This is a genomic window from Desulfosporosinus youngiae DSM 17734 (genome assembly GCF_000244895.1).
Taxonomy (GTDB): Bacteria; Bacillota; Desulfitobacteriia; order Desulfitobacteriales; family Desulfitobacteriaceae; genus Desulfosporosinus; species Desulfosporosinus youngiae.
In genome coordinates this window covers 1-25561 of the sequence record NZ_CM001441.1, presented here as the reverse complement: position 1 = coordinate 25561, position 25561 = coordinate 1, and the positions used below count along the sequence as shown (strand labels likewise).

The following is a 25561-nucleotide window of genomic DNA, read 5'->3' as shown; positions in this document are numbered from 1 at the left end:
CTATGTTATAAAGTGTATTAGCAATACTTTGCCGGTATATTGAACGATATTGCTGTTCCACGGTCTTCTGCACTTGAAATATCTAAATCCACACCATAGAAGCTTAATAGCCTGCGTTTAATATTCGTCAAACCGACGCCCCGGCCTTCAAGTTTCGAATTCGTCAAATCGTCCAGTATATTAGCAGCAATACCGAGACCATTGTCTATGACCTGAATATTGATCCGATTCTCACATTTCGCCAGGTTTAATGTAACCTTTCCTCCCTGGTTTCGTTTCATCAAACCATGCCGGATGGAATTTTCGACAATCGGCTGGATCATGAGAGGCAGAATGCAATAATCTAAGACAGAAAAATCAATATTGTATTCTGCCTCAAGCCGTTTGCCAAACCTGGCCTGTTCTATTGCTACATAGGCCTTAACCAGCCTGATCTCTTGTTCGATCGTGATAGAAGAATAAGTGCTGGAGAAATCGAAACTGTTTCTTAAAAAAACCCCAAATTCTGAAAGCAGCTCTCCCGCCTTGGCAGGATTGGTATAACAAAAAGAGCTGATCGTATTTAAAGCATTGAATATAAAATGAGGCCTGATTTGCGCCTGCAGAAAAGCTGTTTCTTTTTCCAGAAGCAAGTCCATGGAACTTTTCAACTGAACAAGCGTATTAACCCGGGATTTAAGTTCCCGGGCTTCAAAGGGCTTGGCGATAAAATCATTAGCCCCCGCCCTAAAGCCGGCCTCCAGCTCATCAGGCAAAGCTTTGGCGGTCAGCAAAAGGATCGGAAGCTCAAGGGGGGAATAAACTTCCCTGATTTTACGGCAGGCTTCATAGCCGTCCATACCCGGCATCATGACGTCAAGGATGCAAAGATCGTATTGTAAAGCACCTTTGAGGAGCAGCAAAGCGGATTTTGCATTCCCGGCAACGGTAACATTGTATTGGCAGACCGTCAGCATATTTAAGAGGGCCTTCAAATTAGAGTATTCATCGTCCACGGCAAGGATAGAAAACTTGCTTCCAACATTGACCGTGTGCGGCAGCTTTTCATAGGTCAAAGACGGGGATAAGTCATACCTCTCATAGTTTCCCGGTAATGCTTCCAAAAGCCTATTGTCTTTGACAAGAGGCATTGAGAATGTAAAGCAAGCCCCTTGTCCCGGTTCCGATTGTGCAAAAATCCGCCCTTGATGAAGCTCAACGAGTTGTTTCGCTGTCGCCAAGCCCAGGCCCGTACCACTCACATCGGCCGGTTGTTCCTCAAGCTGTTCATAGGAGGTGAAAATATCTTTTAGCTTGATTTCAGGGATACCTATGCCTGTATCTCTGACTTCAATCCAAAGAAAATCTCCATCCTGATAGCAATCAAGGGAAATGCTCCCTTGTGCTGTGAATTTGATACTATTATCCAGCAAATTGGTTATAATCTGCTTTAGTCTGTTTTCATCCGCCATGATCATGTATTGATTGGGCGGTATTTTATTTTCAAGGGTAAGGGACTTCCCTTTGATCAGATAACGAAAAATTTCCAGGGTAGACTCCACTACCTGATGCACGTCCAGGCAGATGATATTTAATTTGATATCCATGACTTTCAATTTGGAATAGTCCAGAATATCATAAACCAAAGTGGAAAGCCGTTTCCCTATACTTGTGATCAACCGGATGTCTTCGGCCTGCGCCGCATTTAAACTGCCGCCCGCACCGTCCAGAAGGGACTGGGAAATATTGATAATGCCGTTTAACGGCGTTTTCAATTCATGGGAGGTTTTAGCCAAAAAATCATCCTTAAGCTTATCTAAAATAGATAGCCTTCCACTGAGTTCTTCAATGGTTTGATAGGAATTTTCATATTTCTCGGACATGTACAACGCCAGAGACAGAATAAAAATCGGCTGAAATACTGGAACAAAAAGATTTGGTTCCAATGGCAGTATAATAATGAAAAGACTTATTATTAAAAGAACAGCAGCACTGATCATCGCAGTATAAATATAATATTCACCTTGAACCTTTTTATGGATATGCTGCTTAATGAGCATATGGAGAACTACAATAACTACATAAGCATTACCCAATAAATTAATCAGGGGAGAATACTTTGATAAATAAAAATCAGTAAAACAAGTCGAAAGAATAAGACTTACTGCAATTCCGTCATTGATCATAGTGACTCTGCGACTATAAGACACATTAAACGTAAGATATATAGACTTGTATAAAGAATATAGGCTTAATATCAAAGAAAGAGCTAAAATTTTTGCTGCAGCACCGTATGTTAAAATTGGAAAAGCATAATTTAAAATTGATTCAGAGTATGTGCCGGCATGAATAGCCGCAAATAAGCAATAAGAAGCAAAAAACATTGCCTCACGATGGTTTTTTCTCTGCAAACCTAATCCGAAAAAGTAAATTGATATGATAAACATACCGGAAATCAAGGATGTATCGATAAAGAAATTATACATCCGTAATGCAGTAATAGATTGTTGACTGCCAAAATCTATCCCGTAAAAGATACCGCTTTTAGCATAAGTGAAATTAGACACTTGAATAAGGATATCAACCTCATCTTTGTTGGTACTAAAGTAACCGGTATCTGCATAATATCTCGGTTCGGTTGTTTCAGGTGAGTATCCGGGAACTCCGCAGGTCAGCACTTGCCGGTCATCAACGAAAATTCTGGCCGATGCAGCTATACATAATATTTTTATCCCATAACTCTGACCTTTTTCGGGAAGCAATAGTTTAAGACGATAGGTGGCGGTTCCATAGGAGGGTAAATTTTTGCCCTGGATTTGATAGGAACTCCAAGTTGAAGGAACCTTTTGAATAGTTCTTCCTGCAGGCTGATTGCTCATAAAATCATCAGGAGTGAGAAGCTGTCCATAATAAAATTCCCATTCTCCGTTCAATTTTACCGTTTTGTCTTTGCCTGGATCATAATTTGACAGATCCAGCGTACCGTTGACAGCTTCAGGCGATTTTGAAGACAGCAGACGGATACCCGGGATGATAATACTTACGGTCATGATCATTAACATACTATAAAAAAAGTATTTTTGTACTTTCATATTATTCATAACAAAGAACCCTTCCAAATAATTAGGCCTATTGCTATATTTTACTTCAAGATGAGAAATTTTAACAGACAGTTTATAGGTCTTTTCGGGAAAATGTCCAGAAAATGTTCAGAGTTCATTGTTACTATAATAACGACTTTTAGGACCTTTCGCCTAGGCAGTATGACCCATCGTCCTCGTGTGATTTGTAGATAACTGTGCTCAATAGCTATAAGATTCCATAAAAAACTGCTCAAAGCCAAATGTATTTCAGCGTATTTTGTGTCTTGAGCGAAGCGAAAGGAACGGATATAAAATGAAAAGCCCCTTTCGGAGCTTTAAGTGGAAGGATATCGGTGATATTGAACGTGGCAGGCCTGCTATGGGGGAGAAAATGCATGTGGCTGTTTACAGGATGTTTCACTATTCTCTCCGCGGCGTCCTGGAGAAAAGCTACGGGAAAGAGGCAGTCAAACATATTTTGGTAGAAGCCGGCCGGGCAGCGGGAAAAGAATTCTGCCGGCATGAACTTAACCCCAAGCTGCCGCCGCAGGACTTTTTTCATTTACTCAAACAGAAAATGGCTGTACTGGGGATAGGGCTTCTTGAGGTTGAACATGCGGACTTTGAGAATATGATCTTTATTCTGACGGTATCCGAAGACCTTGACTGCTCGGGTCTGCCAGAAACCGGCGAAACAGTGTGCAATTATGACGAAGGCCTGATCATGGGAATTCTGGAACAGTATACAGGCAAGCAATTCATCGTCCGGGAAACGGACTGCTGGTCAACCGGGGATTGGACATGCAGGTTTCATGTCGTGGCCATCTAAATCAAATAGATATTAGCAATAAAAATATCATATCCCTACAAAAGAGATAGATTCAGATGAATAGAACTTAAGGAACTCACTAAATAAAGGGAGAGGTCGGCAATGAAGATTAATAGTTTAACAAGCAAAATATCAGGATTGATGGTAGGATTTGTATTACTCTTTATGGTTACAGTTCTTATTATTATTTCTTCAACTGTAGATGGTGTTATCAGTCAAAGCATAGAAAATGAACTTAAAAACAAATCACTTGTTCTGAACAGCGATATTGAAAGCATGAAGCAAAAAGCGTTAAATGCTTCAAAATGGCTGGAAGGTTCGCCCAGACTGATAAGTGCGCTCCAAAACCAGGACCGCCAGGGATTGCTGGAGCTTGGACAATTGGCGCTTACGTCCTTTGAAATGGATTATCTTGTGATTACCGACAAAGAGGGAAATGTATTTATCCGCGCCCATGAAGCCGACAAATATGGCGACAGTATTGCTAAGCAAATTAACATTCAGAAGGCTTTGCAAGGGGAACAATCGGTGGGAATCGAAGAAGGAGCCGTCGTAAAATATTCAATTCGGGCCGGCACGCCGCTGAAAGATAAAGACGGACAGATTATCGGCGCCGTGTCCTTGGGCTATGTCCTTTCCAACAACGAATTTGTTGATAAACAAAAAAATATTTTCAATTGTGATGTGACTGTATTTTCAGGTGATGAAAGAATCGCTACGACAATTGAAGATGAAAATGGCAGCCGCCTTACCGGCTCAAAAATGGAAAATCAGGAGATTATCGACACAGTGTTAAATAATGGGGAAGCCTATTATGGTGAAGCAACCATAAACGGGGAAACGTATTTCACTACCTATACGCCAATTATTGATGTTACGGGGAAAAGCAGCGGCATGCTTTTCATCGGTCAAAGATTTGATGTCGTAACAGAGCTTACTCAAAAACTAATCATCAATCAAGGTGCTATTATGGCTGTTTTAGGAATCATCATCGGTATTTGCGTGGTTTTGATGTTCCGAATTATGATTATACGCAAGATCCAAACCATTACCGGCATGTTGAGGGACATCGCCGAGGGAAACGGCGATTTGACCAAACGGGTAGCCGTCTCCGGCAAAGATGAAATTGGGGAGATGTCCAGCTATTTCAACCTATTTATTGAAAGTATTCATCAAATGGTGAAGAAAATCATTTCAGAAACCAATAAAGTTAATACAGCAATCATTGAGACTCACCAAAATATTGGGTTGCTCACGGACGAGTTGGAAGACGCAGCGGCGACTGTGCAGGAATTGTCGGCAGGGATGGAGGAAACCGCTGCTTCGACCGAAGAAATTACCGCTACTTCCAATGAGATTGCAAATGCAGTGGAAACTGTTGCGGTAAAGGCTCAGGAAGGAGCCTTATCCGCTAATGAAATCAGCCAAAAAGCTGTCTCCTTAAGGAGCAGTTCACTTGAACTTCAGACCGAGGCTGACCAAACCCGTTTAACCATTAAAAAAATGATGGATGAAGCCCTGGAAAAAACCAAAGAGGTGGATAGAATAAAGGCCTTGTCCGAGGTCATTTTGCAAATATCCGCGCAAACTAACCTGCTGGCTTTAAATGCGGCTATCGAATCTGCCAGAGCCGGAGAAGCCGGAAAGGGGTTTTCCGTCGTTGCCGAGGAAATACGAAAGTTGGCTGAAAACTCCAAAGACACAGTAAAGGACATTCAAAATACACTGGGTACTATGTTTGAAGCTGTCGATAACTTGGCTGACAGCTCCAGGCAAACCCTGGAATATATCGAGACAAAAGTGGTGGACAGCTATAAGGAATCCGTCCGTGTTGGTGAAAACTATGATCAAGACGCTCAATCCATTAATAATTGGGCCACGGAATTAAGCGCGACTTCCCAAGAGCTTCTCGCTTCAATAAAAATAATATCGGATGGGATTGCCGAAATAGCTAGGGCAACGGGAACCGGTTCCGAGGGAACGAATCATATTGCCGACAAAGTATCGAAGATAAAGAATAAGGCCGACGAAATCAAAATGGAAACGGACAATGTCAAAGAAAGCGCCGACAATCTTCAAAACCTGGTTAAGACATTTAAAGTATAAAAATTTTAGTTTATCAATGATTCAAATCCTTTGGAGGAGTATTTCATGGAATATGGGCCATTAATAGTTTCATTGTTGTTTTTTATTGTATTTGCCGTTTATCTGTTTTTCGGAATATATATCATGCATTTGAATTCTAAAGCGAGCTTAAACAAGTCATTTCTGACTGTTTGTATTTCTTTGTGCCTATGGTCTTTTGGATTTTCCATAGCTAACTCTGCTTCAAATCCAGAGATCTGCTTATTCTGGATAAGAGTTTCCGCAGTATTTACGTTAATCCCAATCCTGGCGATTTATCATTCAATTAAGCGTTATGGCTTGATCCACCAGGAAAAAATGATCTCAGAACTGTCATTTGATTTTGTGAGCGTCAGCCAAGCAAACTTTCCTGAGAAAGCCAACCATCTTCTCAGCACAATGGGCCAATTTTTTCAAGTAGACCACACCTATGTGTTCTTGTTTAATCATGAAAATAATACAATGACCTATACACACGAATGGTGTAATCAAGGAATAGAACCAGAAATAGATAAAGTCCAAGATGTGCCCCTCAGCATGTTTCCCTGGTGGATAGAGCAGTTAAAGAACAACAAATTGGTTTGCATTGAGGATGTAAGCCAACTGCCCGCTGAGGCCGGCACAGAAAAGGAACAGTTTAACCGGCAAAAGGTTAAATCCCTGGTTTCAATTCCTATTGCGGGGAACGAGAATGTCCAGGGTTTTCTCGGAGTCGATACGGTCATGTCGTTTAGGAAATGGTCTGCCGACCATATTAAACTGCTCAAAATCTTGGCTAATCTGCTGGCCGACGGTCTTATAAAAATCAAAGCTGAAAAAGAGATCGAATTTCTGGCTTATTACGACCATCTGACCGGCCTTCCTAACCGGACCTTGTTTGCGGACAGGCTCAGCCAAGCTATTTATCTGGCCAAACGGTCCGGAAGGTTTGTCGGCGTCATGTTCATCGACCTGGACAGTTTTAAGACGGTGAATGATACTATGGGGCATAATGGCGGAGATATGCTGATTAAGGAAGTGGCGCAGCGTTTAGTACAGCGTTTGCGAAAAACGGATACGGTTGCCCGTTTTGGCGGTGATGAATTCCTGATTATGATTAATGACATCCCGGAGGCTAAAGACATTGCCAGAATCGCCGGAGGCATCATGGCATTGTTCGAAAGCCCCTTTAATTTATCGGGACAAGAATTCTTTATTACGGGCAGTGCAGGTGTCGCCATTTATCCGGCGGACGGTGAGAACGCGGGAACATTAACCCAAAGTGCCGATATCGCCATGTACAAAGCCAAGGCCAAAGGTAAGAACCGATATGTCTTATACACTGAGAATATAAGGGATGAAGTTCGGCAGAACATGATACGGTCCAACAGCTTATACCGCACTCAGGAACGGAAAGAGCTGACCGTTTATTGTCAGCCGCAGGTTTAATACTTGCTATAGATCAGATAAACCCGCCCTGGAAAAGCTTTATTACGATGGAGCCATCGTAATATGGGACCAGGTGCAGGGATTAGTATTACTATAAATAGAATTTGTTACTCTCAAAAAATTAGTAAAGAAAGGATTAATCGCTATGGATTGTGTGAAATTGCCAGGTTGTCCTTTTTATAATGACAGGATGCCTATGGACCATGGGATTGGGTCAATCTATAAAAAAAAGTATTGTAAAGGGGACCATCACCTTTGTGCAAGGTATAAAGTAATTTGCGAAGCGGGCGAACGTTTTGTCCCTGCCAATCTTTACCCTAATATGCTGGATATTGCCGAAACTATAATTGCCTCGGTGAAAAAGGGATGAGCTGCCAATGCCTTCATAGGGACAGTCCATGATAGGAAAACTTCAAGGTGGTGTGGAAATGGATGCTTTTATTGCCAGACAGCCTATTTTCGACAAGAGTATGAATATTTACGGGTATGAACTATTGTACAGGCAAAGCGGGAATAATTATTTCACCGGCATTGATGACGATCAGGCCACAGCCGAATTGATTTACAATGCTTTTCTTGTCATGGGGCTTCAGGACTTAACGGATGGGGCCAACGCCTTTATTAATTTCTCCAAAGAGCTCATTGACAGCGATGTCCCTTTTTTGCTGCCTAAGCAGAACATTGTTGTGGAAGTTCTCGAACGGGAAAAAGTAACTCCGGCTACGGTAGATGCCTGCAAAAGGATTAAAGCGATGGGATACAGGCTGGCTCTTGACGACTTTGTATTCAATCAAGACAATCTGCCTTTAATCGAGATGGCGGATATTATCAAGATAGAATTTCCGGCTGTAAGCAGATATGATCAAAACAGCCTTATCCAGAGATACAGAACAAACGTAAAATTCCTGGCGGAAAAAATTGAAACTAGAGAAGAGTATATACAGGCGTCCGAAATGGGCTATGACCTGTTTCAAGGGTATTTTTTCAGCAAGCCGTCTATTGTCAGGTCTAAAGAAGTCGCAATGCTTAACACCAACCTATTTAGTATACTTGAAGAGCTGAACTCTCCCGAACCAAGCTATGAGATTATCGCCACTATTATTGAAAGAGACCTGGGACTTTCGTATAAGCTTCTGAAGCTTGCCAATTCAGTTTATATAGGCGCAAGAAGTAAGATCAAATCGATTCCTCACGCTTTGTCCTATATAGGCATTAATGAAATGTACCAGTGGATTTCACTTATGATGCTGAAGGATATGCAGAATGTTGAAAATGCCGAACTGATTAAACAATCGCTCATCAGAGGAAAGCTTATGGAACTTCTTGCTTCCGAACTGTATCCTAATGGGGAGAATTCCGAGTTCTATTTTACAGGAATATTTTCTTCTATTGAAGTTTTATTAAACAGCCAGATAGAGCAGGTTTTAAAAGGGCTACCCTTATCTATAAATGTTAAAAACGCTTTATTGGGTAAGGATAATGAGCAGCGAAGATTGCTAAATTTTGTTCTGAATTGGGAAAAGGCACACTGGGAAAAAATTGCCGATCAATATCCGATGAAAAATGAGTTTATGAAGCTATATTTAGAAACATTAAAGTGGGCAAAAAAGTTAAATTATTAAGTTTAGATAGGTGATTTGATAATAGAGTAAAATGATTAAGCTAAAAGATGTTTAAGTCATTTTAATGGCGGGAGGCCACCGACTTATAATCTTGGTCATGTTCTCCAGGAAGGATTTGAGCTGCTTGCGCAGTCTTTCCTTCATCTCCTTATCCTTCCTGGTCAGCACGGTCAGCAGCAACGTGAGCTGTTCAAAGGAGCGGTGAATATTGCTGCGGTGAAATTCAAACAGGGATTCGGCCTGCCGGGTATAGTATTCGGGATCAGGGTTTTCAAATCCGGAGGCCGTAAACTTGGGAAATTCGGGAACTGTGAAACCGGAGGCGACGAGCACGGGAGCAGAAGAGCGCGTGCGGGCGGAGCGAGCTTTGGCGAATGCCGTTTCGGAGGTCTGGGGGGATTTAGGGGATTCAGCGCCTGCAGCGGGTATAGAGATACTCTCAGTTTGGAGGCTTTGAGCGGCTGCCGGCGCTTCTTCTTTTAGGCTCTTATCCGAATTCGCCTCTTTCTCAACGGATCTCCTCCGTCCTGCCCGGAATTTTGACGTTGCCTCTTCCACCCGCTGCTCCAGGCTCCGGACCTGGTCGGCAAGGTCGCTGATTTTAAGGACCATGGTGTTCAATGCCTTTTCCAGATCATCGATCTTCCTCAGGGCCTGATCGAGTTTTTGCAAAGATGAGGTGTGCTCCTCGTCTTCGTCAGCCCCGGCAACTCCCACGGCCCGCTTAAGCTCGCGGGAAGAGAGGTTCCCGACATCGTTGTGAGCCATAAAGTCCGCCCGTAGTGCTTCCGGGACGTCAAGAAGGATGAGGGCGTTGGTATAGGTCAAATTAGACAGCGCTGACCAATTTGGATCGGCTTCAAGGTCAGGGGAAGCGCCATAGGCTTCATAAAGCTGAATCAGCCGCCCGGCTGATCGTTGAGAATAACGGACGGACTTCGCCAGCCATTGGCCCCATTCCCCGTGCCGGACCAGGGCCTTGGCTTCCTTCAGGCGCCCTCCGATCTCAATGGCATTAGCCAGCAGAGTCCTTCCAGTCTGATGGTTGATTGTGTTTATTTCATCCGCGATAATCCGCGGGGTGCGTTCCGCTGTGGGAGTCATTCGCGCATCAATCCTTCCTGGTTGCTTTCTATACAATACGCACCCAAGTTTAGGAAGGTGCGGACTTGCTTGCGGGAACTCCGGAAGAAACAAGAAAAAGCAGGAAATATCCCTGCTTAAAAAAAACAAATCCGCATACACAGCGGGTTTTAGACAATTATGTGATAACAGTTGAAAAAAGATTTTTGAGCTTAATCTGGATTTATAGAAAAAGGCTATCTTTTATAAGTGCCAAATTATAGGTCAAATGATCTTCACCGTTTACAATAATTTGCTTGCACTTTAATAACTTTTGCCAATCATCGTGTTTTGCTTTGCTTCTCATTGAAGTATTTCCAGTGTCATAAGCTGCTGCCCACTCAATAAACTCCAAATGATTCTGGTACATATCTCCACCAAACTCTATGCGTGAACCAAAGCATTGCTGCTCTCTTTCTTTCAGTCGCTTAATACGAATCTTACTAGCCGTTATTACCCGAACTGCCAATGTGAAATATGGAATCAAGTCATCTCCCCAATCCACAAGCGAACCGGAAATAATGACCTTATCTGATTCCAAGATATCTTTCTCCATCATTTTAAGCCGCTCTGCTTTTTCCCTTTTTTCTATGTATTTTGGATTTGTTGGAAGCCAGAAATAATCATCTGTATCCATAAAAGTATATCCCAGCTGTTCTGATATAAATTTGCCTAAGGTAGTTGTCCCCGAACCTGAGGCACCATAGATATGGATTACACTTCTATACACATTTGTCTCCTCAATAGATTCGTATTTACATATAATGTAATAGCCTTAATCTATTATACCACGCTTTATCAAGAAAAAAATACACCCCCTTGGCGGAGGAGGTGGGACTCGAACCCACGGACGGCTTATACCGTCAAACGATTTCGAGTGTTGCGGATTTATCGGAAATAAAAAGAATTCAAGCGAAGTTATTGGAATAGTGCGGCAATAAAGACGGGTCATGGAATTGTCTGTATCCAAAAGAAACCGCCAAAATGCTTTTTTAGAAGGAATGACATCTTATAAGTCCCTGCCCTAATACTCCGCAATAAATTACTTTAACTTCCACTATTCATATAATACTTCCAGGTAGCGATCCAGTCGTTCCTCTACATATTGGCTGATCATCATCACCATTGAATCTACGCCTCCATCCCGGTAGTAGTCATCGAACGCATCGTAATACCGTTTTCGGTCTGTAAATTTAATATTAACCGGTAGATAGCCGTTTTGCATCAAGTCAAAATTCATAATCAGCCTGCCTGTTCGTCCATTGCCATCAATAAAAGGATGGATCCCTTCAAAAACAAGATGGAACCATGCGATTCTCTCCAGGGGATGCATTGTTCCTCTTTTTTTGTTACAATCCTCAATCAACTGCTCCATCTTCTTCGGAATAATATAAGGCTGCGGTGGCTCATGGGCTGCCCCCATGATGCGAACCGGAATACGACGATACACTCCCTTATCTTCAGGCCGGTCTATCAGTACAAGAGAATGTATTTCTTTTATAGTCCTTTCTTCCAAAGGAACTCTATTGCTTACAAGCTGCTGCACATATACAAAAGCATCCCGATGCCCTACAGCCTCCAAATGGTCTTTCAGTGGTTTCTGGTCAATGGTAATGCCCTCTAAAACCAAAGCTGTCTCCTGGAGCGTAAGGGTATTACCCTCAATTGCATTCGAGTTATAAGTAAACTCAATCATAAATTCATCGCGTAAACGGGCCGTCTCACCCGGCGTCAGAGGCCTGCAGGCATCAAGTTTCTCTTTTTTTAAATCAATTCGCGTAAACAGCGAACGGTACTGTACCGGCACTGCTTTACCCCGCAGTTTTCTGCCGTCTATGGGCTTTTCAGTATCTGCAGGAATCAAATAGGAACGGCCTTTTTTTATAACGCCGTTAATCCGTTCCTGTTCGCACAAGATACGCACGCGCCGATCAGTAAGCCCCCATTTTTCAGCGGCTTCTTTGACTTTAATATATTCCATACCGCTATACCTCATAATAAAATTACATGTTTTTCCAATTATTTAATTATAACATAATATCGGAATAATATACAAGCCATTCTCATAAAAAAATGAGATCAATTGTTCCTTTTTGATTTAAACTATCAGTAGACAAAAAGGGTCTTCGCTTTAATTGCGAAGACCCTAAGTATATTATGTATGGCGGAGGAGGTGGGATTCGAACCCACGGACGGCTTACACCGTCAAACGATTTCGAGTCGCTCTCGTTATGACCACTTCGATACTCCTCCGTATATGATAACGCTTAAAAACCGCGCAATCCTCTAAAAAACCTTTTTAAAATAGAAGAGCATTCTTCTTCTAATATTCCAGCAACTATGTCAACCCGATGGTTCCATAGCGTGTAGTCCAGCACATTCATGACTGAACCTGTGGCTCCGCCCTTTAGATCCGCTGCCCCGTAAACAAGCTGCTTTAAACGGGACTGAATGATAGCTCCGGCACACATTGGGCAAGGTTCTAAAGTAACGTATAGAGCAGCATCCGTTAATCGCCAGGAATCTAGTACTTCGGCAGCCTTTTGAATGACTAAGATTTCAGCATGTGCTGTCGGATCGTTCCTCTGTTCTTTTTCATTATGCGCTTCAGCAATTATTCGTCCATCGTAAACAATCACTGCTCCAATTGGAACTTCTCCTTGTTCAAAGGCCATTTGAGCTTGTCTAAGCGCCATTCGCATCCAATCTTGATGAAGCATAATTACCTCAATTTTGGTGACCCCGGGAGGAGTCGAACCTCCGCAAGACAGGGTTTAGGAAACCCCCGCTCTATCCACTGAGCTACGAGGCCTTATTAGCGTTCATAAGGAAACTTACTTCAGATATGCATCTGAAGTATAATTTAAACTTATTTACTGTGGCTAAATGTGATATTTTAATTGGTGCGCTCGGAGGGATTCGAACCCCCGACATTCAGATTCGAAGTCTGACGCTCTATCCAGCTGAACTACAAGCGCACAATGGTTACCTATCACTTATGGCGGAGGGGGTGGGATTCGAACCCACGGACCCCTTGCGAAGTCACCGGTTTTCAAGACCGGGTCCATAAACCACTCGAACACCCCTCCAAGTAAATGACCGAATAAAAGCATAACACATACACTCGGAAAATTCAACTATTATTGCCTACTATTTTTTAACATTCTTTATTTATTAACTATAAAACACCGGGCACATAGCTGAGCTTATCCGATATATTCCACGCCCATATATGGGAGCAATGCTTTAGGAACACGTACCCTACCGTCTTTTTCCTGGTAATTTTCCATAATAGCCGCAACTGTGCGTCCGATTGCTAAACCGCTGCCATTCAATGTATGAATAAACTCCGGTTTACCCTTAGGTCCTCTGCGAAAACGAATGTTTGCCCGACGTGCTTGGAAATCTTCAAAGTTACTGCAGGAAGAGATTTCCCTATATGTATTAAAGCTGGGCAGCCATACTTCCAGATCATAGGTTTTAGCAGATGAAAAGCCGAGATCTCCCGTCGATAATGCCATAACCCTATAGGGTAGTTCCAGCTCCTGAAGAATGCTTTCGGCATCCCTTGTCAGTGACTCAAGTTCCTCATAGGAATTCTCAGGAAGCGAGAACTTTACCAGTTCTACTTTATTGAATTGGTGTTGGCGAATTAGTCCCCGCGTATCCCTTCCTGCTGAACCGGCCTCCGAACGAAAACATGAACTGTATGCGCAATGATGAATCGGCAATCGACTGCCATCTAATATTTCTTCACGATAGAGATTCGTTACAGGAACCTCTGCCGTAGGAATTAAGAAATAGTCTGTTCCGACAATCTTAAAGGCATCATCTTCAAATTTTGGCAGTTGGCCTGTTCCCATCATAGAGGCACGATTAACCATATAAGGAGGGAGAATTTCCGTATATCCGTTAGCTGTGTGACGATCAAGCATAAAAGAAATAAGAGACCGTTCCAGCTTAGCACCTAACCCTTTATAAAAGGTAAAACGAGTGCCGGTTACTTTACCGGCTCTGACAAAATCAAAAATATCCAGTTTTTCGCCAACCTCATAGTGAGCTTTCGGCTCAAACTCAAAAACACGGGGAGTTCCCCAACTGCGAACTTGAACATTGGCATTCTCGTCTGAACCTACCGGCACAGAAGTGTGAGGTATGTTTGGAATTTCATAAAGTACTTTTTCCATTTCTCGTACGACGTTAGCTGTTTTTTCCTCTAAGTTTTTAATGGCTTGACCGACTTCTCTCATTTCTAAAACGAGACTTTCGGCATCCTTTCCTTTTTTCTTGAGATGCCCAACTTCCTCAGAAACTGAATTACGACGGGCTTTTAAAGTCTCAACTTCAAAAAGAAGTTTTCGCCTTTCTTCTTCTTGTTTCAAGAAGTGATCAAGGCTAATGGAAACATGACGCTTTTCTAATGCTTCCTTAATCACTTGAGGATTATTACGAACAAACTTGATATCCAACATACTAAAAACCCTCCCATGTCTAGAACATGTTCTGTTTTTGCTTAATGTTCATCGATCATGTTCAAAAAATACTGATGAACTCTATGATCCGGAGTAAGTTCCGGATGAAACGCACTGGCCAATAAATTTCCTTGTCTCACAAAGACAATTTTGCCATCATATTCTGCCAATATACCCACATTCGGCGCGACTTCCCTAAGGTATGGTGCCCGGATAAAAACGGCACGTAAGGGTTTATGACCTAAAGCAGGTACTGAAAGATCCGTTTCAAAACTTGCTACCTGTCTTCCGAATGCATTTCGTTCTACTACTGTATCCATAAGGTTTAAACAATACTGTTCACTATTCACAATAGTTTTACTAAGTAATATCATACCTGCGCAAGTTCCGAAAATAGGCATATCCTTAGCGCCAAGCTCCTTAATTTTTTCACCCATCTCATCTATTCTCAGGAGTTTACCAATGGTTGTACTTTCCCCACCCGGAATAATAAGACCCTGTATTCCATCAAGATCACTTGTTTTACGCACTTCTACAACTTCGCAACCCAATTGTTCCAGAACCTGCCGGTGCTCGCGAAAAGCACCTTGCAGTGCCAATACGCCAACACGCTTTTTCATTCTTACCAACCCCGTTCTTGCATACGCTGGGATTCGGCCAATGTCGAAATTTCAATTCCTGACATAGGTTGTCCTAAATCTTTGGAAATTTCCGCAAGTAATTTTGCATCTTTATAGTGAGTTGTTGCCATAACAATCGCCTTCGCCCGTGCTTTGGGATCCCCTGATTTAAAGATTCCCGAACCGACAAAAATACCATCTACGCCTAGCTGCATCATCAAAGCTGCATCAGCCGGAGTAGCAATACCTCCTGCAGCGAAGTTTACAACGGGCAGTTTTCCATGCTCTGCCACATAAAGAACCAAATCATAAGGAGCACCCATATCTTTGGCAGCTGTCATAAGTTCCTCTTTAGGCATTAACGTTAAAGCACGAATCTCGCTCATTACTGTACGCATATGCCGAACCGCTTCAACAACATTACCTGTCCCAGGTTCCCCTTTGGTACGGATCATAGCAGCCCCTTCTCCGATCCGGCGCAATGCTTCACCCAGATTGCGGCAGCCGCAAACAAAGGGTACTTTAAAGTCATGTTTATTAATATGATAAGCATCATCTGCAGGTGTCAATACTTCAGATTCATCAATATAATCCGCACCTAGAGCTTCTAAAATTCTTGCTTCAACAAAATGTCCTATACGAGCTTTTGCCATAACAGGAATAGAAACCACAGCCATTATATTCTGAATGATCGATGGATCAGCCATTCTCGCTACTCCACCTTCAGCACGTATATCAGAAGGAACACGCTCCAGAGCCATTACTGCACATGCTCCAGCCTCTTCTGCAATAATAGCCTGCTCAGGGGTCGTTACATCCATAATAACGCCGCCTTTTAACATTTCGGCAAGTCCTGATTTTACTTTAAATGAGCCAATATCAGTCATTAATAGTTCCTCCTAAAAATTTGTTAGTTCGATGTAATGTTTTCTAATTCCAGTATGGTAACACCTTGCGCGAAATTTGTCAATTTTAGTACTATTCTTCTAGATTCTCAGGATTATCACCTTCTCCAATAATTTCTTCATCACTCATCAGAACCTTAGCAATTGCCACAACACTGCTATTATCATTGGTGCGCATAGCTAAAACCCCTTGTGCAGAACGTCCTTGATTTGAAATGCTCGAAACGGGAATACGAAGCATAATTCCATTATTCGTTATCACCATCAACTCATCTTCAACTTGTACAACTTTAATTCCAACTAAGGTTCCCGTTTTGGCATTCAATTTCATGACAATGACCCCTCTGCCGCCACGTCCTTGAACACGGAATTCCTTTAAATCTGTGCGCTTGGCAAATCCGTTTTCACTCATTGTTAAGAGTTCTCCTTCATTACCAATGACGTCCATACCGACAACAACATCATTTTCTTCAAGCTTTATTCCTTTCACTCCACGAGCTGTGCGTCCCATATAACGCACATCAGACTCCGGAAAACGAATAGCTATTCCATGTTTTGTTGCCAGAAGAATATCATCTAACCCTTGGGTTAGCTTCACACCGATAAGCTCATCTCCTTCATCCAGGGTCAGAGCAATTAAACCATCTTTTCGGGATGAATCATATTCCTGCAATGCTGTCTTCTTCATAATTCCTCTTTTAGTAGCGGTTATAAGGAAGAAATCAGGACTATAATCTTTAATTGCCATGACTGCCGTAATCATTTCGTGCTCACCTAAATTTAAAAGGTTTATGACAGCAGTTCCCTTACCTGTACGACTGGCTTCGGGAATTTCATAGGCTTTTAATCGATACACTTTTCCCTGTGATGTGAAGAAAAGAATGTAGTGATGGGTTGTCGTAGTAAAGAGATGTTCTACAAAGTCTTGTTCTTTGGTAGCCATCCCATGAACCCCTTTGCCTCCCCGATTCTGGCTCTTATAGGTATTTAGAGGCAATCGCTTAATATATCCATAATGTGTTACAGTAACAACGACATCCTCTACGGCAATAAGATCTTCAACGTCCATTCTACTGACATCGATCGTGACCATTGTCCTACGGGCATCTCCAAATTTGCGATTAATCTCTTCCAGTTCGGTCTTAACAATCCCAATAACCATAGCTTCCGAAGCCAGAACTGATTTCAGATAAGCAATCGTATTCATTAATTCCTGATATTGATTTTCCAGTTTTTCCCGTTCTAAGCCGGTCAGGCGCTTTAACCTCATATCAACAATAGCTTGGGCCTGTTTTTCACTTAAGCCAAACCGGCTTATGAGGTTTTCCCTGGCCGTGGATTCATCCTTTGAAGAACGAATCGTCTCGATAACTTCATCAATATGATCCAGCGCAATCCTTAGTCCCTCGATAATATGGGCTTCAGCTTCCGCTTTATTGAGTTCAAATTTAGTTCTTCGGACAATAACATCCTTTTGATGTTCAATAAAATAATGAATCATATCCTTAAGGGTGAGGGTTCTCGGCTGGCCATTGACTAAAGCCAGCATATTTACGCCAAAGGTATCTTCTAACTGGGTATGTTTATAAAGCTGATTTAAAATAATCTTTGGATTTACATCACGTCTTAACTCGATGACTATACGCATTCCTGATCGGTCAGATTCGTCCCTTAGGTCGGTAATTCCATCAAGTTTCTTGTCACGGACAAGGTCGGCTATTTTTTCTATCATACGAGCTTTATTGACCATAAAAGGAATTTCTGTGACGATAATACGGTTTTTACCAGACTTCTCCATGGGTTCAATCTGAGTTTTGGATCGTATTTTTATCGAACCTCTGCCGGTTTTATAAGCAGATATAATTCCTTCGTGTCCCATGATCGTTCCGCCTGTCGGAAAATCCGGACCTTTTACATAGTTCATCAGCTCATCAATTGATAACTCAGGATTGGTCATCAAAGCAATTGTAGCTTCGATAACTTCCGATAAGTTATGAGGCGGAATATTCGTGGCCATGCCAACGGCAATTCCAGATGAACCGTTCACAAGCAAATTTGGAAATTTAGAGGGCAATACGGTAGGTTCTTCTTGTTTCTCATCATAGTTGAGGTCAAAATCCACAGTATCTTTATCGATATCGGCCAGCATATAGGTCGCCAATTTGGCCATACGCAACTCAGTGTAACGCATAGCCGCGGCAGAGTCTCCATCAATTGAACCAAAGTTTCCATGGCCGTCAACCAGTGGATAGCGGCTGGCAAAATCCTGCGCCAGACGCACAACCGCATCATAAATCGAAGAATCCCCATGGGGGTGAAATTTCCCCATGCAATCCCCAACAAGACGTGCGGACTTACTATATGGTTTGTTAGGAGTCAGACCCAACTCATGAAGAGTATATAGTATTCTGCGATGCACCGGTTTGAGCCCGTCTCTGACATCAGGCAAAGCACGGCTAACGATAACACTCATCGAATAATCGATAAATGATTTTCGCATTTCTTCCGCAATTTCGATAGGAAGGACTTTCCCCCCCGTTAGTTCATCTGCCATGAATGAGCACTCCTTTAAGCATCTAGATTACGAACATCTTTTGCATAGCGATTAATAAAATCCCGACGAGGTTCAACCTTATCGCCCATAAGAACAGAAAACATTTCTTCAGTCCTCATGGCATCTTCCATAGTCACTCTTAAAATTGTTCGGTTTGCAGGATCCATCGTGGTTTCCCATAATTGATCAGGATTCATTTCTCCTAAACCTTTGTAACGTTGAATTTCTACTTTATCCCGACCTATTTTTTCGAGGGTGTTTGTTAGTTCAACATCGGAGTAAACATATTGAATATCCCGTCCCTTTTTAATTTTAAAAAGAGGGGGCTGGGCAATATAAACATAATTATTTTCGATAAGCGGCCTCATATAACGATAAAAGAAGGTCAGCAATAGTGTCCGGATATGAGCACCATCTACGTCTGCGTCTGTCATAATGATTAGTTTATGGTAACGTGCTTTGGCAATATCAAAATCATCCGATATACCCGTTCCCATCGCAGTAATCATTGCCCGAATTTCCGCGTTCCCTAATATTTTATCGAGTCTTGCTTTTTCTACGTTTAGAATTTTTCCACGTAAAGGAAGGATTGCCTGAAACCGTCGATCCCGTCCCTGTTTTGCAGAACCACCGGCGCTGTCTCCCTCAACTATATACATTTCACATAAATCCGGTTCTTTCCAAGAACAATCCGCCAGTTTCCCGGGAAGGGAGGTTCCCTCTAAAGCGCTTTTACGGCGGGTCAACTCTCTCGCTTTACGGGCAGCATCTCTGGCACGGGCTGCCTGAACGGATTTATCAATAAACTTCCGGGCAATTGCCGGATTTTCTTCGAGGAAAATAGTTAAACCTTCTCCGGTTGCAGAATCGACAATACCTCTTATTTCACTATTACCCAGCTTGGTCTTTGTCTGTCCCTCAAACTGAGGATCAGGAACTTTGACAGAAATTACGGCTGTTAACCCTTCTCTAATATCATCTCCGGAGAGATTGGAATCTGTTGCTTTAAGCATATTATTCTTACGGGCATAATCATTGACTACCCTGGTTAAAGCTGACTTAAAACCTGCCTCATGGGTTCCCCCTTCTTGGGTATTAATATTATTGGCATAGGAAAATAAATTTTCAGCATAACTATCATTATATTGAATACAAACTTCAACCTGAACATTATCTTTAGTTGTTTCAATATAAATTGGCAGGGGATGTAAACAATCTTTACTTTTATTAAGGTATATAACAAAATCCTGAATACCGCCTGAATGTAAAAACGTTTCTTTAACGTTTGAACGTTCATCTGCTAAATTAATAGTAATACTTTTATTTAAAAATGATAATTCCCTCAGTCGATGGGCTAAAATATTAAAATCGTAAACAGTATCTTCGAATATTTCTGAATCAGGCATAAATTTAATCTTTGTTCCACTGGTTTCGTTTGTCCTAATCTTTATCAACTCAGTGGTTGGTTTACCTTTGGCATATTCCTGACGATAAACATGCCCGCCCTTAGAAACTTCAACAACCAACCACTCGGATAAAGCATTGACAACACTCAGCCCTACTCCATGAAGCCCACCGGATACTTTGTAGGCACTTTCACTCCCGCCGAATTTTCCTCCGGCATGTAATACTGTCAAAGCAACTTCCACTGCAGGTTTACCTGTTTTAGGATGTATATCTACAGGAATCCCGCGTCCGTTATCTACTACGGTTATGCTATTGTCTTCATGAATAAAAACATCAATTTTATCACAAAAACCTGCTAAAGCCTCATCAATACTGTTATCAACAATTTCATAAACCAGGTGATGCAGACCACGCAGACCCGTAGTACCAATATACATACCAGGACGCTTACGGACAGCCTCTAAACCTTCAAGCACTTCGATTTGCTCAGCATTATAATGATCACATGTTTCTTGAACTAGTTGCTCTTTGTTTTCTTGCAAAGCTGTTTCCTCCTATAGAACTTGGTTAAAGCCAAGAGATGGCCATAACTCGAACAGAGATGTCCGAGTTTAGAAAAGTATCATGATAACAAGACACCATGATGGCCGAATTTGACTGGCAATTACCATAGTTACATTTAAACGTTGGTCATTAATCAGCATGACTCAAATAAGAAATCCTTCATCCTGATTAGTGTTATTTATACATTATGACTTGTACCAAAAAATACCTTCAACCTTATTATTGTACACTAAATCTTTAAACGGATCAATTTATAACAAATTCATCTCAAGACTTAGGTATCATTTCCAATTCCTATAAATGAACGTTTATATAAAGTTACCGAAGAAATCGGAGAAAAAAACAAATCATTAGTTGTCACAATCAACGTCTTTTCTCTTCCTTTTTCAGATATATAACGGATATTTTTATAATGCTTTTTCATGTTATCTAAAAATATTTGGTTTATTTGCCCTACCTTTGCCATCTCTAAATCGATTATGGCAACGATGTTATCCTTTTTTATTAAGACATCTCCGCCAAGATGGATATACAATTAAGTTTCCCTCCTTATATGGCCTTGTTTAACACTGTAAAGGGTTCCTGAGTCCAGGTGATTATCTGCACTTGTCATAGTGATGAGAGTTTGTATTCGGGAAGATTCAATAAACCTTATTAAGTAGTCTCTCCTAAAACGATCCAATTCAGACAACACATCATCGAGTAAAAGAAGGGGATATTCCCCTTTTTCTTGTTGTATCAGTTCTAACTCCGCTAGTTTTAAACTTAGGACTAAGGAACGCTGCTGCCCTTGTGATGCATAAAGTCGTCCCGGCTTACCATCAAGAAGGATTTGAAGATCATCACGATGGGGTCCGACAAGAATTAGTTGCCGGTCTATTTCTTGTTCCAGCTTTTCATCCATCAATTTTGAAAATTCGGAGATAGCCTCAGCCGCAGTTTTCTTGCCTAAAGCATTATAATGAACCTGTAATTTTTCTTTGTTTGATGTCAGGCTTTTATAAATAGGGTTCGCTGCATCCTGTAAACGTTGTGTCAAGTCTGCTCTGTTCAAAATAATTTTTTTGCCTAACTCAATAATTTGTTCATTCCAAAGTTGTATCTGAGAGTATTTAAAGTGTTTTTCTGTATATGACTTTAGTAAAGCACCTTTCTGTTGAATCACTTTATTATAAGCATTAAGAAGGCTTACATGTCCCGGACGCATTTGGGCAATATGTAAGTCTAAAAATCTTCTTCTTTCCGAAGGCCCTCCTTTAATCATAACAAGGTCATCCGGAGAAAAGAAGATTACGTTAATCGTACCTACAAAATCTGACAAGCGCTGACATGATACTTGATTGATTCTAACCATTTTTTTCCTGTTTTTATAATGACTTTCTAAATATACTTTGTTTTTATTCAGGATAAATTCTCCATAAAGATGAAACTCATTTTGCTCCCAACGCAAGAGTTCTTGTTCTCGGTGAACTCTGTAAGATTTACCTGTTAAAAGATAATAGATGCCTTCAATAATATTTGTTTTCCCCTGGCCATTATCTCCTATTAATATATTTGTCCCAGGCATAAATTGGATAGATTCGTCTACATAATTACGAAAATTTTGCAGGCTAATATTATTTATCATCATAGTTTCAGTTAGGACGTTCTTACAGGCAGCACAAGATAAATATAATTTGGATTATCTGAAGGACGCATTACTCCTGGGCTAAATGGTCCGGATAATTCAAATAAAATGCGTTCACTATCTATAACTTTTAAAGCGTCAATCAGGAATTTAGCATTAAAAGCGATTCTTACATCTTTACCTTCCATTTCTACGCTAATCTGCTCAGATATTTTGCCTAACTCAGTTGTTTGATCAATTCTCAACTCATTATTTTCGACATTTATCCTTACAATATTAGCACTGCTCTTATCACGGGACAACAAGGAAGCTCTTTCTACAGCGTCAAGAAATTCTCTTACAGCTAAATATACTTTTGTTTCACATGTTTGAGGAATTACTTGTTTATAGTTGGGAAATTGGCCTTCAATTAGCCGTGAAACTAAATATATAGACCCAAATTGAAACACTACTTGATTATTACTATAACTGATCATTAAGTCTTCATCTTCGTCTCTTAGTAAGCGATAGATTTCTGATAGAGTTTTAGAAGGAATAATTCCACTGAATTTGGTTTCTTCGGAATTTGTTATTTCTGAAATAATATAAGCTAATCGATGTGTATCCGTAGCTACTAAGCGAATCGTTGAGTTCTCAATCTGCAAAAGTATGCCATTAAAAACTGGTCTGTTTTCTTCAGCAGCACAAGAGAAGATAGTCTGTCTGATCATATTTTTGAAGATCATTGTGGGCAAGGAAAATGATAAAGGTTCTATAAGATCCGGAAGCAAGGGGAATTCTTCAGGGTCATAGCCGTTTAGGACAATTTTTGACTGGTGATAACAAATTGTAATTGCCTGATCCCGTTCTTCTAATGAAATGGTCGTATCGGGTAATTTACGAACAACTTCCGTAAAAAGTTTAGCAGGAACAATCATTGTTCCCTCTTCAGTAACTTGAGCCGGAACGTCACAACGGATTCCTATTTCAAGATCAGTAGCCGCAAATTGTAAAGACTGGTTTTCAGCCTGAATTAAAATTCCTTGAAGTACAGGTAATGGATTTTTGTTAGATACGGCCCTTTGAACAGCATTTACACCAGAAAGCAGTGCATCTTTTGAGCAAAAGATTTTCATAATAAGCTTCCCTTCCTTTGATCTCCTTGTTCTAAACTGGGATTATCATTAATAAGATAATAGATAGTAGTTGTAGTAGTATTGCTTGTCAATATGTGCATAAGTCTATAGACATAACTAAACTGCTGATAAAAGAGATGTTGAAAAAGTTGTGGACAAACGGATGATATTATCCACGTGTCCACATACAAATTTTTTTAAGCTTTTATCAACAAGTTATTAACATTAAATACTTCTAATCCGATTGAATCTTTTGAATGATTTCATTGACTTTTTTCTCTAGTAATGGATCGTTAATCAAAGCCTGTGTGATTTTATCGTGTGCATGCATAACCGTAGTATGATCTCTGCCACCAAATTCTTCTCCGATTTTAGGTAAAGAGAAATCAGTAAGCTGGCGGGAAAGGTACATAGCAATTTGTCTTGGGAATGCTACGGCGCGGGTTCTTTTTTTAGCTTTAAAATCATTAGGGGATAAGTTAAAAAATCTTGCGACAGATTCTTGGATTATATCAATGGTTATCTGTTTAGTAGTATTAACAGGAATAATATCTTTTAATGCTTCTACGGCAACTTCAGCGGTTATAGGGATTGAACTAAGTGAGGCAAAGGCCATGACCCGGATAAGTGCTCCTTCAAGTTCACGTATATTGGAACGGATTTTGTCAGCAATATAAACCATCACTTCATTAGGAACTTGCAGATTTTCCATTTTCGCCTTTTTGCGCAGAATGGCTATTCTGGTTTCAAAATCAGGTGCTTGAATATCAGTGATTAAACCCCATTCAAAACGGGAACGTAAACGGTCTTCTAAGGTTGGAATTTCTTTTGGTGGGCGGTCTGAAGAAATAATGATTTGTTTATTAGCTTCATGAAGTGCATTAAATGTATGGAAAAACTCTTCCTGAGTCCGCTCTTTGCCAGCTAAAAATTGAATATCATCGATCAGAAGAATATCAACATTTCGGTAATGATTGCGGAATTCTTCGGGGTTCTCATCCCGGATTGAATCAATTAATTCGTTGGTAAACTTCTCGCTGGAAACATAAATAACTTTAGTATTGGGCGACCTTTGCAGGACATGATGACCTATAGCATGCATGAGATGAGTTTTTCCTAAACCAACCCCGCCATAAATAAAAAGAGGATTGTAAGATTTAGCAGGGGATTCTGCTACAGCCAATGAAGCTGCGTGTGCGAAACGATTACTATTACCTATGACAAAGGTATCGAAGGTATATTTGTTATTCAGGAAATTTGAAATAGGTTCAATTTGCTTAGGTATTGAAGGAGGAATAAGCTCAGATTGAATGATATCCTCACCATAAGTACCACTCGCAGGGGGTAAAATAAAACGAAGACTGACCGAATGGCCTAAAACAGATTGAACAGAGGAACGAATCATAGGTGCATAACGACTTTCCAACCAATCCTTAGCAAATTCATTGGGAACGCTAATGACAAGTGTATCTCCATCAATACTAAGAAGTCGCGTAGAACTCAACCAAGTTTCAAAGCTTGGCTTAGAAAGTTCACTTTTTAGTTTTCCCAGCGTTTCCTGCCACAATAAATGGAGTGAGTTCGGCTGTGGTGGCATTGACGGACCTCCCTTGTCTAAAAATGAAAAAATAATGACAATAAAAAAGTTATACACAAACTTATACACATTTGTGGATAACTTAAACAAATTACGTGTTGTGAATAAAAGAAAACACGAATTGTTGCGTCGTCGGGTACTGTAAAATTATAATATCAAGTTTTCTTGGGGTTATCAACAGGAATATAGTCGGTTTAGAAAATTATTCACACGTGGATAACTTTTTGGCGGAAGAGTTATCCACACTATGTCAAAGTCCTTTGCTTGACAGATCAAAATTCGTTAGAGTATAATCTCTAAGTAATGTTGTTGATTGATATTGAATGTCTTTTCGTTTGAAATAAAGGAGGTGTCGTTAAATTGAAGAGAACCTACCAACCGAAGAATCGGCGTCATAAGCGTGTTCACGGTTTTTTAAGTCGGATGAGTACGCCAACGGGGCGAAATGTTATAAAGCGCCGTCGTTTAAAGGGTCGGAAGAAGTTATCAGTTTAAGGCCGCAATTATGTGGCC

Annotated in this window: 20 protein-coding genes and 4 tRNA genes; 6 read left to right on the top strand and 18 right to left on the bottom strand. The window is 40.9% G+C overall.

Features of this window, described 5'->3' with window-relative positions:
* Nucleotides 1–17 precede the first annotated feature (17 nt).
* Nucleotides 18–3080, bottom strand: a complete 3063-nt coding sequence (locus tag DESYODRAFT_RS00130; protein WP_007777872.1) for an ATP-binding protein — start codon at nucleotides 3078–3080, stop codon at nucleotides 18–20.
* A 295-nt stretch (nucleotides 3081–3375) separates the two neighbouring features.
* Here DESYODRAFT_RS00130 and DESYODRAFT_RS00125 point away from each other — a divergent pair, with 295 nt between their 5' ends.
* The 5 genes from DESYODRAFT_RS00125 to DESYODRAFT_RS00105 all read left to right on the top strand — a co-directional run bounded on the left by DESYODRAFT_RS00125 (nucleotide 3376) and on the right by DESYODRAFT_RS00105 (nucleotide 9065).
* A complete protein-coding gene (locus DESYODRAFT_RS00125) occupies nucleotides 3376–3891 on the top strand; it encodes a V4R domain-containing protein (RefSeq protein ID WP_007777870.1) in 516 nt (171 codons plus the stop codon).
* A gap of 102 nt (nucleotides 3892–3993) precedes the next feature.
* The gene (locus DESYODRAFT_RS00120; protein WP_007777868.1) at nucleotides 3994–5997 is read left to right on the top strand and encodes a methyl-accepting chemotaxis protein; all 2004 of its coding nucleotides are present in this window, start codon (nucleotides 3994–3996) and stop codon (nucleotides 5995–5997) included.
* Between the two features lie 45 nt (nucleotides 5998–6042).
* On the top strand, nucleotides 6043–7443 hold the full coding sequence (locus tag DESYODRAFT_RS26450) for a sensor domain-containing protein (protein WP_007777865.1): 1401 nt from the start codon (nucleotides 6043–6045) through the stop codon (nucleotides 7441–7443).
* A 145-nt stretch (nucleotides 7444–7588) separates the two neighbouring features.
* Nucleotides 7589–7813 carry a hypothetical protein gene (locus DESYODRAFT_RS00110; RefSeq protein WP_007777859.1) on the top strand — a complete coding sequence of 75 codons (225 nt, stop codon included), beginning with the start codon at nucleotides 7589–7591 and terminating at the stop codon, nucleotides 7811–7813.
* Nucleotides 7814–7871: 58 nt separating this feature from the next.
* Complete coding sequence (locus tag DESYODRAFT_RS00105; protein WP_007777855.1) at nucleotides 7872–9065, top strand: EAL and HDOD domain-containing protein; 1194 nt, start codon at nucleotides 7872–7874, stop codon at nucleotides 9063–9065.
* A gap of 51 nt (nucleotides 9066–9116) precedes the next feature.
* Here DESYODRAFT_RS00105 and DESYODRAFT_RS00100 read toward each other — a convergent pair whose 3' ends face one another.
* From DESYODRAFT_RS00100 to dnaA, 17 genes are all read right to left on the bottom strand, one after another.
* Entirely contained in the window at nucleotides 9117–10169 is a 1053-nt protein-coding gene (locus DESYODRAFT_RS00100; protein ID WP_007777852.1) for a DUF3102 domain-containing protein, read from the bottom strand.
* A gap of 202 nt (nucleotides 10170–10371) precedes the next feature.
* Nucleotides 10372–10917: a P-loop NTPase family protein gene (locus tag DESYODRAFT_RS00095; protein ID WP_007777850.1), complete on the bottom strand. Its 546-nt coding sequence runs from the start codon at nucleotides 10915–10917 to the stop codon at nucleotides 10372–10374.
* Between the two features lie 327 nt (nucleotides 10918–11244).
* Nucleotides 11245–12168, bottom strand: coding sequence for a Fic family protein (locus DESYODRAFT_RS00090; RefSeq protein WP_007777848.1), 924 nt, complete (start codon nucleotides 12166–12168; stop codon nucleotides 11245–11247).
* Between the two features lie 181 nt (nucleotides 12169–12349).
* Nucleotides 12350–12440 (bottom strand) — tRNA-Ser (locus tag DESYODRAFT_RS00085).
* 14 nt (nucleotides 12441–12454) lie between these two features.
* A complete protein-coding gene (tadA, locus tag DESYODRAFT_RS00080; RefSeq protein WP_007777845.1) occupies nucleotides 12455–12907 on the bottom strand; it encodes a tRNA adenosine(34) deaminase TadA in 453 nt (150 codons plus the stop codon).
* Nucleotides 12908–12921: 14 nt separating this feature from the next.
* Nucleotides 12922–12999 (bottom strand) — tRNA-Arg (locus tag DESYODRAFT_RS00075).
* Between the two features lie 89 nt (nucleotides 13000–13088).
* Nucleotides 13089–13165, bottom strand: a tRNA-Arg gene (locus DESYODRAFT_RS00070).
* Between the two features lie 21 nt (nucleotides 13166–13186).
* A tRNA-Ser gene (locus tag DESYODRAFT_RS00065) sits at nucleotides 13187–13276 on the bottom strand.
* A gap of 117 nt (nucleotides 13277–13393) precedes the next feature.
* Nucleotides 13394–14659 carry a serine--tRNA ligase gene (serS, locus tag DESYODRAFT_RS00060; protein WP_007777842.1) on the bottom strand — a complete coding sequence of 422 codons (1266 nt, stop codon included), beginning with the start codon at nucleotides 14657–14659 and terminating at the stop codon, nucleotides 13394–13396.
* Nucleotides 14660–14700: 41 nt separating this feature from the next.
* Nucleotides 14701–15279, bottom strand: a complete 579-nt coding sequence (gene pdxT / locus DESYODRAFT_RS00055; protein ID WP_007777840.1) for a pyridoxal 5'-phosphate synthase glutaminase subunit PdxT — start codon at nucleotides 15277–15279, stop codon at nucleotides 14701–14703.
* A gap of 2 nt (nucleotides 15280–15281) precedes the next feature.
* The gene (pdxS, locus tag DESYODRAFT_RS00050) at nucleotides 15282–16166 is read right to left on the bottom strand and encodes a pyridoxal 5'-phosphate synthase lyase subunit PdxS (protein WP_007777837.1); all 885 of its coding nucleotides are present in this window, start codon (nucleotides 16164–16166) and stop codon (nucleotides 15282–15284) included.
* A 91-nt stretch (nucleotides 16167–16257) separates the two neighbouring features.
* Nucleotides 16258–18738 carry a DNA gyrase subunit A gene (gene gyrA, locus DESYODRAFT_RS00045; RefSeq protein WP_007777834.1) on the bottom strand — a complete coding sequence of 827 codons (2481 nt, stop codon included), beginning with the start codon at nucleotides 18736–18738 and terminating at the stop codon, nucleotides 16258–16260.
* 14 nt (nucleotides 18739–18752) lie between these two features.
* The gene (gene gyrB, locus DESYODRAFT_RS00040) at nucleotides 18753–20687 is read right to left on the bottom strand and encodes a DNA topoisomerase (ATP-hydrolyzing) subunit B (RefSeq protein WP_007777832.1); all 1935 of its coding nucleotides are present in this window, start codon (nucleotides 20685–20687) and stop codon (nucleotides 18753–18755) included.
* 296 nt (nucleotides 20688–20983) lie between these two features.
* A complete protein-coding gene (remB, locus tag DESYODRAFT_RS00035; RefSeq protein WP_007777830.1) occupies nucleotides 20984–21244 on the bottom strand; it encodes an extracellular matrix regulator RemB in 261 nt (86 codons plus the stop codon).
* Nucleotides 21245–22339, bottom strand: a complete 1095-nt coding sequence (gene recF, locus DESYODRAFT_RS00030) for a DNA replication/repair protein RecF (RefSeq protein WP_007777829.1) — start codon at nucleotides 22337–22339, stop codon at nucleotides 21245–21247.
* Nucleotides 22340–22347: 8 nt separating this feature from the next.
* Nucleotides 22348–23451 (bottom strand): DNA polymerase III subunit beta, encoded by a 1104-nt coding sequence (gene dnaN / locus DESYODRAFT_RS00025; protein WP_007777826.1) that lies wholly within the window; start codon nucleotides 23449–23451, stop codon nucleotides 22348–22350.
* Between the two features lie 235 nt (nucleotides 23452–23686).
* Nucleotides 23687–25048 carry a chromosomal replication initiator protein DnaA gene (gene dnaA / locus DESYODRAFT_RS00020; RefSeq protein ID WP_007777822.1) on the bottom strand — a complete coding sequence of 454 codons (1362 nt, stop codon included), beginning with the start codon at nucleotides 25046–25048 and terminating at the stop codon, nucleotides 23687–23689.
* A gap of 360 nt (nucleotides 25049–25408) precedes the next feature.
* Here dnaA and rpmH point away from each other — a divergent pair, with 360 nt between their 5' ends.
* Nucleotides 25409–25543, top strand: a complete 135-nt coding sequence (gene rpmH, locus DESYODRAFT_RS26850) for a 50S ribosomal protein L34 (protein WP_007777819.1) — start codon at nucleotides 25409–25411, stop codon at nucleotides 25541–25543.
* The last annotated feature ends 18 nt before the right edge of the window (nucleotides 25544–25561 follow it).